The organism is Rhodococcus sp. T2V (assembly GCF_029269925.1).
GTDB lineage: Bacteria > Actinomycetota > Actinomycetes > Mycobacteriales > Mycobacteriaceae > Rhodococcus_F > Rhodococcus_F koreensis.
The window spans coordinates 1-9,116 of record NZ_JARJBD010000176.1; the positions used below are offsets into that span (position 1 = coordinate 1).

5 protein-coding genes and 2 pseudogenes are annotated in these 9,116 nt (G+C 63.3%); 2 read left to right on the plus strand and 5 right to left on the minus strand.

Going from position 1 to position 9,116, the window contains the following annotated elements:
- Positions 1-13: 13 nt before the first annotated feature.
- The 3 genes from P3H15_RS51895 to P3H15_RS51905 all read right to left on the minus strand — a co-directional run bounded on the left by P3H15_RS51895 (position 14) and on the right by P3H15_RS51905 (position 2,159).
- Positions 14-781 (minus strand): GntR family transcriptional regulator, encoded by a 768-nt coding sequence (locus P3H15_RS51895; RefSeq protein WP_276144475.1) that lies wholly within the window; start codon positions 779-781, stop codon positions 14-16.
- Positions 782-824: 43 nt separating this feature from the next.
- Complete coding sequence (locus tag P3H15_RS51900) at positions 825-1,229, minus strand: RidA family protein (protein WP_276144476.1); 405 nt, start codon at positions 1,227-1,229, stop codon at positions 825-827.
- A gap of 189 nt (positions 1,230-1,418) precedes the next feature.
- Positions 1,419-2,159 (minus strand): GntR family transcriptional regulator, encoded by a 741-nt coding sequence (locus tag P3H15_RS51905; protein WP_276144477.1) that lies wholly within the window; start codon positions 2,157-2,159, stop codon positions 1,419-1,421.
- A 459-nt stretch (positions 2,160-2,618) separates the two neighbouring features.
- Between P3H15_RS51905 and P3H15_RS55995 the strand changes: the two are divergent.
- Positions 2,619-2,702 (plus strand): annotated as a pseudogene (locus tag P3H15_RS55995) (hypothetical protein); the annotation flags it as partial.
- A 209-nt stretch (positions 2,703-2,911) separates the two neighbouring features.
- Here the strand turns inward: P3H15_RS55995 and guaA are convergent.
- Positions 2,912-4,498, minus strand: coding sequence for a glutamine-hydrolyzing GMP synthase (guaA, locus tag P3H15_RS51910; RefSeq protein ID WP_276144479.1), 1,587 nt, complete (start codon positions 4,496-4,498; stop codon positions 2,912-2,914).
- Positions 4,499-4,724: 226 nt separating this feature from the next.
- Positions 4,725-4,979 (minus strand): annotated as a pseudogene (locus P3H15_RS51915) (aldehyde dehydrogenase family protein); the annotation flags it as partial.
- A gap of 69 nt (positions 4,980-5,048) precedes the next feature.
- Here P3H15_RS51915 and P3H15_RS51920 point away from each other — a divergent pair.
- Positions 5,049-8,321, plus strand: a complete 3,273-nt coding sequence (locus P3H15_RS51920; RefSeq protein ID WP_276144478.1) for a protein kinase — start codon at positions 5,049-5,051, stop codon at positions 8,319-8,321.
- Positions 8,322-9,116: the final 795 nt, after the last annotated feature.

Consider the following 9,116-nt stretch of genomic DNA (forward strand, 5'->3'; position numbering starts at 1 on the left):
ACGACGGTGGTCCTCACTGGTTTCTTCCTGACTGTGTGTCGAGTAGTTGCCGGACCGTGGCGCGGGCGTCGCGGTAGGTCCGGTCGAGAATGCTGTGAGCGGCGTCGCTGTCGCGGCGTTCGACCGCATCGAGCAGGTGCGTGATATGACTCCAGGTGGCCAGTCCCTGCTCGATGGCGTTGGTCACCCACAGGCTCTTGTAGGGGCGGCAGGTATCCCACAGCTCGCGGACCATCTTCAGGAGCACGTCATTGGGGCCGGCGGAGTACAGCGCCATCAGCAGGTGTTCGTCCTGCCGGACGGCTTCGACGACGTCACCGCGTTCGGACGCCGCCTGCAGCAGTCCCCAGTGCTGGTGCATGGTTTCCAGAACCTTGGCGTCGGAGCGTTGCACGCCGTCCCGGGCGGCGGCGGGCTCGAGCATGATGCGGATGTCGTACACGTGTTCGAGCTCGTCGATGCTCAAGACCCGCACCGTCGCACCGCGATACGGTTCGACGACGATCAGACCGGCCTGCTCGAGCCGCCGGAAGGCCTCACGGACGGGCATGTCACTCGTGCCCACCTGTGCGGCGACCTCGCGGATCCGCAGCTGCTTACCCGGTTCCCACTCCCCCTGCGCGATCCAGCCGCGCAGTGCCTCGAAGACCTGATCGGCGAGCAGCGACGAGGACACCCGGTGCTGCAACTGCGCCGACAGCGGAGCGCTCAGGGCGGGCGCGACCGACGGCACGGCGGCGCGAGTAGATCGCGTTGCGCTGGACTCGGAGGCGTCGATCATGGTGAGAACCCTTCGTGGATTGGATTACGAGAAGTGGTGCGGCTCAGGCCTGTCGGCGGTAGGCGACGGCGTCGAACTCGACCGCGGTGCGACCACGGAAGCGGGAGACCTCGACCGTGGTCCGGGCCGGCGCGCCGTGCACGGTCACCACCGAGGTGTAGACCTCGTTGAGCGCGGGCAACTTCTCGATATCGGCGACATAGCCGTTGATCTTCAGCACCGTCGACCAGTCCGCGCCGGCGGCGCGCAGCGAGGCCTCCAGGTTCGACAGCGCCGTGCGCACCTGGGTGGCGAAATCCTCCGACGTACCGCCGTCGGCCTCCACCGGCAACGCGCCACTCGTCCAGACCAGATCCCCCAGCGCGACGGCCGCAGAGTAGGGCGCCGAGGCCGGGGTCGACTCCAGGCGGACCAATTCCCGCTCGACGAGACCGTTCGTGCTGGTCATAAAAGAAACCTCCGGGATGCTGTTGCGTGGCTTGCAGGATGTCGTCGATGTGACACCAGCCACTCTAGATTTGATCGAATATCGAAGTCAAGGGATTCGATCGACGATTTTTGATCAAATATCGCTAGGGGTTATGCCCGATCAAGGTCAGCGATCCCCGGTTGTGTCAAGAATCCTTCGTCGCTGACGTCAGCGTGAGGTGCGGGTGAGCAACGCCCGCAGCGAGCTCTTCGCGGCCGTGTACGACCGCCGCAGGACCTGCTCCGCTTCCGCACCGTCGTTAGCTACCACCGCGGCGATCAACTCGGGCTTGTAGTGCCAGATGTGGACATCGCCGCGGCTGGCAGCGTCACTGGCCCACAGCACCTTGTAGGGGCGGCACCGGTCCCACAGCCCATGGATGATCTCAGAGAGGATGTCGTTGCCGCTGGCGGTGTAGAGCTCGTCGAGCAGGAGCTCGTCTCGGCGAAGCGCCTCAGTCACATCCCCCGCGCGTGCAGCCTCCTCGAGGACGGCCCAGTGCTCCTGCATGCGTTCGGCCACTTCTGGTTTCGCAGTCGTCGCCCCGAGACGGGCGCATTCACCTTCGAGCAGAATGCGCACGTCGTAGGCGTGCTCGAGTTCGCCCACATCGAGTCCTCGGACGCGGGCGCCCTTATAGGGTTCGTGAACGGCGAGTCCGGCCTCGACGAGTCCGCGCACCGCTTCCCGAACCGGCATCGCACTGGTGCCAACCATCTCGGAGAGTTCCCGCACTCCCAGCCGGCGGCCGGGCGGCAGTTGACCGTTGACGATCCATCCCCGCAGGGTGTCAAAGACCTGTTCGGCAAGCGGCGCGGCGACGACGCCTGGGAGGTGGGGCTGGGCGACGGCAAGCGGGGTCGGGGCCTGTTCCGGCTCCGTCCGCACGCTCTCCCCCTGTCCAGGCACGACGCGAGTTTACTCCGGCTTGGTGTCGCTCCGACCGCCGCCTGGCGCCGCGAACACAGTCAGCATTTCACCTGGTGCCGCTTGAACACAGGCACTGCATGAAGGCCGTGACCGCCGAGTTGCAGGTCGGTCGAGGCACCGCGATCATCGGCGATGCCTGCGGCGACGGCTCGATCAGGCGGATGACGACGTCGTCGGTACGGAACTTCACCTTGCCCAGGCAGCGTGCTCCTGGGGGCTAACCTCAGTGCCGCGCAGTTGGGCGTGGACTGTTGGGTCAAATGGGACACACGTGGGTGAAGGGCGTGTCGGTGCGTGCGGGACAGCGGAACTCCCGGTATCGAGGGTTTGTCCTCGCAAGACAACCCTTTACCTTGGGAGTTCCGCTGTCCACACAGTCTGTCATCCGCCGGCCCGTCGAGGTTGCCGTAGGCCGGTTCGCGCCCGGTCATCGGCGAGTTGACCCAGATCGTGCCGTTCGAGATGGTCGACGACGCGCTCGCGTCGACGTCGAGTGTGCAGAAACGGGTGCGCGATCTGCCCTCGCGGTGGTGGTGTACCTGCTGCTCGCGGCTGGACTGTTCGCCGAGGGCGGTTACCAGCAAGTGTGCTAACCCCTCACGTTGTTCCGGTAGTGTGCCCATTGCCACATCACGAATAGTCAAACTCGTAGCACTCGTGCGCGTTCGCATCGGGGCTGCAACCCGGCGCCCCGGGGGATCATCAGGTCGCCGTCATCCGATCCTTTCGGTCTACTCCCATTCGATGGTTCCCGGGGGCTTGCTCGTGATGTCCAGCACGACGCGGTTGACGCCGGCGACCTCGTTGGAAATCCGGGTCGAGATCCGCTCAAGAACGTTGTACGGCAACCGCGTCCAGTCGGCGGTCATCGCGTCCTCGCTAGAGACCGGACGCAAGACAATGGGGTGACCGTACGTCCGGTCATCGCCCTGGACACCGACGCTCCGAACGTCGGCTAGGAGCACCACAGGGCACTGCCAGATCTGGTTGTCCAATCCGGCCGCCGCGCATTCTTCGCGCGCAATCGAATCCGCTTGACGCAGGATCTCCAGCCGACTTCGGGTGACCTCACCGATGATGCGAATGCCAAGGCCCGGACCGGGGAATGGCTGACGCCCCACGATCACTTCGGGCAAGCCGAGCTCACGGCCGACCGCACGCACCTCGTCCTTGAAGAGCAGTCGCAGCGGCTCGACGAGAGTGAACTGCAGGTCTTCAGGCAGACCGCCCACGTTGTGGTGGCTCTTGATGTTGGCGGTACCGGTACCGCCGCCCGACTCCACGACGTCCGGGTACAGCGTTCCCTGGACGAGGAAGTCGACGGTTTCGCCGTGCGCGGCTCTCTCCCCCAGCACTTCGCTCACTGCGCCCTCGAACGACCGGATGAATTCGCGGCCGATGATCTTGCGCTTGGTCTCCGGCTCGGACACCCCGGCCAGCTCGCCGATGAAGGTATCGGCGGCGTCGACGGTGATGAGCTTGGCACCGGTGGCTGCGACGAAGTCCTGCTCCACCTGCGCCCGCTCGCCAGCACGCATCAGACCGTGATCTACGAACACGCAGGTGAGCCGGTCACCGATCGCCCGCAAGACGAGCGCGGCCGCCACAGCCGAGTCGACGCCGCCTGACAGCCCGCAGATCGCCTTGCCGTCGCCGACCTGCTCCTTCACCTGCTCGATCAACGCATCGGCGATATTCGCGGGCGTCCAGGCCGGCGGGATGCCCGCGATCTCATGAAGGAACCGGCTCAGCACCTGCTGTCCGTGAGGCGAGTGCAGAACCTCGGGGTGGTACTGAACGCCGGCAAGCTTGCGCGCGCGGTCCTCGAACGCGGCGACCGGGGCACCCTCGCTCGTGGCTGTCACCTCGAATCCTGCGGGCGCCTCCGTGACCGCGTCACCGTGACTCATCCACACCGGCTGCCGCTCGGGCAGGCCGTCGTGCAACACGCCTCCGGTCACCTGGATGTTGGTGCGACCGTACTCGCGTGTGCCGGTATGCGCGACGGTGCCACCGAGCGCACCGGCCATCGCCTGGAATCCGTAGCAGATCCCAAATACGGGGATGTCGTGTTCGAATAGTGCCGGGTCGAGCTGCGGTGCTCCGTCTGCGTACACACTCGACGGCCCACCCGACAACACGATCGCTAGAGGGTTCTTGGCGGTAATCTCCTCAACGGTGGCGGTGTGCGGAACCACCTCCGAGTAGACCTTGGCCTCACGCACCCGTCGCGCGATCAGCTGCGCATATTGCGCGCCGAAGTCGACGACAAGGACCGGTCTTTGTTGGCTGAAGCCAAGTTGTTGGGGGACTGCCACGTATCGGAGTCTAGATCCGTGGCTATCGCCACGTAAGACGGGGGTCAGCACCCGTCGTTGTGCATGACGTGCTCAGCACGGGAGTAGACATCGTGTACGGAGATTGACGGATCGCGGCCGTGTCCAGAGCCCTTGAATCCACCCCCCGGCACCTCGTTGGCGAGTTCACCCACCCAGACGGCGCCGGCGTCGATGCGGGTGGCGATGTCGTGGCACGCTGTTCGACGAGCCGGGCGCCTGACGCCGACCCGGCGCCAGCGACCATGTTCAGCACTCCGGCAGGCAGCATGTCGGCGACGACTTCAGCGAACTTCAGTGTCGTAAAAGGACTTTGCTCGGACGGCTTGATCACCTGGGCGTTGCCGGCAGCGAGGATGGGCGCAATCTTCCAGGCAGCCATCAGCAAGGGATAGTTCCACGGGTAGCTCCGCGCGTAGACAACAATACACCAACCAGTTGGTTTTCTTGGATGATTGACCAAAAATCGCCCACCGTTTCGGCGTCCGCGACGATATCCTGGGGGGGCTGAACTACTGGAGTACGAGGTCCCATGGAGGGCGAGATCGACCCGTCGAAGACTCAACGCTTTGAGGTCACGGCGGAACTAGAAGACGTCGGGTTTGGCGGTGCCCTGGAAATCGGCCGTGGCGGTTTTGGTGCAGTGTTCCGATGTACCCAGATCGAGTTGAACCGCGTCGTCGCGGTGAAGATTCTGACCGCGGACTTCGACGGTGAGAACCGAGAGCGGTTCGTGCGGGAACAGCGGGCCATGGCACGACTGACAGGTCACCCAAACATCGTCGCGGTGCTGCAGATCGGAACCACAAACACTGGCCGCCCCTACCTGGTAATGCCGTATTACTCCCGGGGCTCGCTAGACACGCGAATTCGTGATCGGGGCCCCCTTACGATGGAGGAGACCCTTCGGCTCGGAGTAAAGACTGCGGGTGCGCTCGAGAGCGCTCACCGTGCCGCCATTCTGCATCGGGACGTCAAACCTGGCAATATCCTCTTCACTGACTACGGAGAGCCCGTGCTGACGGACTTCGGAATCGCACGCCTCGCGGGGGGCTTCGAAACCACCGAGGGCTCAGTTGCAGGGTCACCTTCATTCACCGCCCCGGAAGTCCTTGGCGGCCATCCACCGTCCTCTGCCTCCGATGTCTACGGATTGGGTGCCACTCTGTTCGCGGCCCTCACCGGACACGCAGCGTTCGAACGGCACAGCGGCGAGCAGTTGGTCGCCCAGTTTTTGCGAATCACGACCGCACCGGTGCCTGGTCTGCGAGTCGGTGAATACGGTAAAGATCTGTCCGCAGTGGTGGAGCAAGCGATGTCTCGGGACCCGTCGGAGCGACCTTCCCCTGCGGCGCTAGGCCACATCTTGCGGGATATTCAAGCTAGCCGCGGATTTCCGGTCGACGAGATGGCGCTGTCAGAGAAGCCGGCCATCGGATCAGCCGAAGTTCAGCGGGAGAGCCGGGTATCACCCGGCTCAAGCTATCGCGTGGTTGGACGGGCCGTAGCAACAGCACGAGGAGGTCTCCCCCTACAGCTCACAAGCTTCGTTGGACGCCGTTCCGAACTTGTTGAAACGAAGAGTCTGCTGTCGAAATCACGATTGGTGACGCTGACCGGCATCGGCGGGGTCGGTAAGACCCGCTTGGCGTTGCAGGTGGCTACGGGTGTGCGGCGTGATTTTCCAGATGGGGTGTGTCTGGTCGAACTCGGCGAGCTGCGTGACGGAGCTCTGCTACCGGGGGTGATCGCAGCTGCGTTGGGGTTGAGTCCGCAGGGGCGCCCGGCGCTTGAGCTCCTGACGGAGGCTCTCGCGTCGAAGAAGGTCATTCTGGTGCTCGACAATTGTGAGCAGATCGTAGACGCGACGGCCCATGCGGCGGAGATACTCCTGCAGACTTGCCTGAAGATTCGGATCCTCGCCACTAGCCGTGAGTGCTTAGGCATTGGTGGTGAGGCGGTGCTTCGAGTGCCACCGCTCACCGTTCCCGATCCGCAGCGGCGGCCGGACTTGCAGGGTGCACCCGCGTACGAAGCGATCAATCTCTTTGTCGATCGTGCTGCTGCAGCTGCGCCCGGCTTTGCGCTCACCGAGGACAACACCGCCACTGTGGCGCAAATCTGCCATCACCTGGACGGTTTACCGCTGGCCATCGAACTGGCGGCAGCCCGACTCCGGGTGCTGTCGCCGGAGCAGATCCTGCAGCGCCTGACCGATCGGTATGCTCTTCTCACTCGTGGAACCCGCGACGCCCCCTACCGCCAACAGGCTCTGCAGTCATGTATTGACTGGAGCTACGAGCTATGTAATTCAGATGAGCAACGACTCTGGGCGCAGCTTTCTGTGTTTGCTGGCACCTTCGAGCTCGAAGGAGCTGAATACGTATGTGCTTCCGCCTGCGAACTGGACGGCATGGTTGACGTGCTGACTTCGCTGGTCGATAAGTCCATCCTCATCCGCGAGGGAGCCGGCACAGGAGTGCGGTTCCGTCTGCTCGAAACGCTGCGCACTTACGGTCGGCAGAAACTCGAACAATTGGGGGAACTCGCCACGGTGGGTCGGCGGCATCGAGACTGGTACCGGCAACTCGCCCTCGATGCCGATGCAGAGTGGATCAGCTCCAGACAACTCGAGTGGATCGCACGACTCGACCGCGCACAGCCGAACCTTCGAGAGGCGCTGGAATTTTGTCTCGCAAATGACGAAGCGGAATCCGAGGTCGGCCTCTCGTTAGCAACCGCGATGCAGCCGTTCTGGGCCTCCCACGGCCAGCTTGGAGAGGGACGATACTGGCTCGATCGTGCGCTCAGTCGACCAGGTGCCGCGACAGCTGTCCGCGCCAAAGCCCTGTACCGCAACTGCACGATGGCTGAGGGTCAAGGTGACCGCGTAGCGGCTACTAACCTATTCAAGCAGGCGAAAGCCCTCGCCAGGGAGTCTGACGACTCCGTCGTGCACATGTTCGTCGAGTTCACCGAGGGGCTCTTTGAACTATATGACGGTAATTCTCCTCGGGCGTGCTCATGTCTGGAGGCTGCTCTCGGGAAGTGCGTAGAGATGAACGACATCAGCACACAAATACGGGTGACTCTCGCGCTCGGACTTGCATACGAACGTAGTGGCAACTCAGAGTGCGCCATGGACTATTGCAAGAAGGCTCTTGAGATGACGGAGACGCGAGGCGATTCCGTGTATCGGTCAATCGCTTCCGGGGCGATGGCCCTCGCCACATGGCGCGGGGGTGACAGAGACCGCGCGGTCCTTCTTTTGCGCCAATCGGTACGCCTCACGAGGCAGCAGCAGGATCCGATAATGGCGGCCGCTGCGTTGGAAACACTGGCATGGGTTGGTTATAGCGACAAGACCGCGCGACAATCAGCCGTGCTGATGGGCGCTGCCCAGATGCTTGGTAAAGCGGCAGGGATTTCTAGTGTGACCGTTCCTCATCTGCCCAACTACCATGAGAAATACGAGCAAGCTGCCCTTCGGGTGTTAGGTCCGCGGGCGTACAAAGCTGCCTACCGTGAAGGGACCTCGTTGAGTCTTGATGCCGCGACCAGCTATGCCTTGGGCGAGCAGCCCAATACCGCGGAATCCGCTCCAACTCCCTCGACGGAGCTGACCAAACGTGAACGTCAAGTTGCTGACCTAGTCGCGGAGGGAATGACTAACAGAGCCATTGCTGCGCGTCTGGTCATTTCAGTTCGCACAGCCCAGGGACACGTCGAACACATCTTGACCAAACTTGGGTTCACCTCACGCGCGCAGATCGCCGCTTGGGTCACTGAACAGCGACAACACTGATGAGCAATGATTGGTTCTCCGCGAGGGCACTGCTGCCGGGAATCTCGTCACAGTTCTGATTTTCGGTATGTCGGATCGACCATTGGAAGCGAGGGCTCTTCCTGGGGTGACCGAGCGTGGCGCCCTCGGTGCAGTAATGACGCCGATCGTGTGCATTCGCAGAACCGCCGACAGTTGGCCGACACCTCGATCTTCGGCATCCGGTCCTGATCGATGTCCGCCCGTCGGTTCTTCTGCGAGACCACGTCGAAAAGTACCCGAAGACCGTCGAATATCACCAGCTACATGGCTCGACTTCTTCCGGCAAGCGGCCGAGCACTGCGTACACACACGCACAGCAAGTCCCAAATTGAATCCACTCTTGCGACAGTGCGTTTGCGGACGCCGTCCGCCAAGGGAGCTGGGGTTCGCACGCGACCGGGATGGCCGTTGGCCTACAAGCCGATTGGGCCGACCAAGCCCCCGTGGCGGGCAGTCATCAGATGGCATTGGTGCGGGCCGGTGGGCGGTTCCGCATGGGCACACTTGTCGAACGCGCGCCGGGCGGATCACCCCCCAAACCGTCACCGACGCACCGGTGACCGAGGACGCCCGACAACCCTTCGATAAATAGCTTTTGGCCACTGCTCATTCCCGGTTTCTTGCCGATTCCTGGGACTGCGCGACGCGATCGGGCGCGACATCACCTACGCTTCCTTTGGTAGCGATTCCGCGATCTTCGGTGTCGGCGCTGTCCGGAGGGGGGCTATCCGACTGGGGATCGGAGGTCGGGGGTTCTGATCTGGGCTGGCGGCG

Bases quoted from the DNA above. Each gene is read 5' to 3' on its own strand.
- P3H15_RS51895 (WP_276144475.1), bottom strand. From the start codon at position 781: ATGATCGACGCCTCCGAGTCCAGCGCAACGCGATCTACTCGCGCCGCC.
- P3H15_RS51900 (WP_276144476.1), bottom strand. From the start codon at position 1,229: ATGACCAGCACGAACGGTCTCGTCGAGCGGGAATTGGTCCGCCTGGAG.
- P3H15_RS51920 (WP_276144478.1), top strand. From the start codon at position 5,049: ATGGAGGGCGAGATCGACCCGTCGAAGACTCAACGCTTTGAGGTCACG.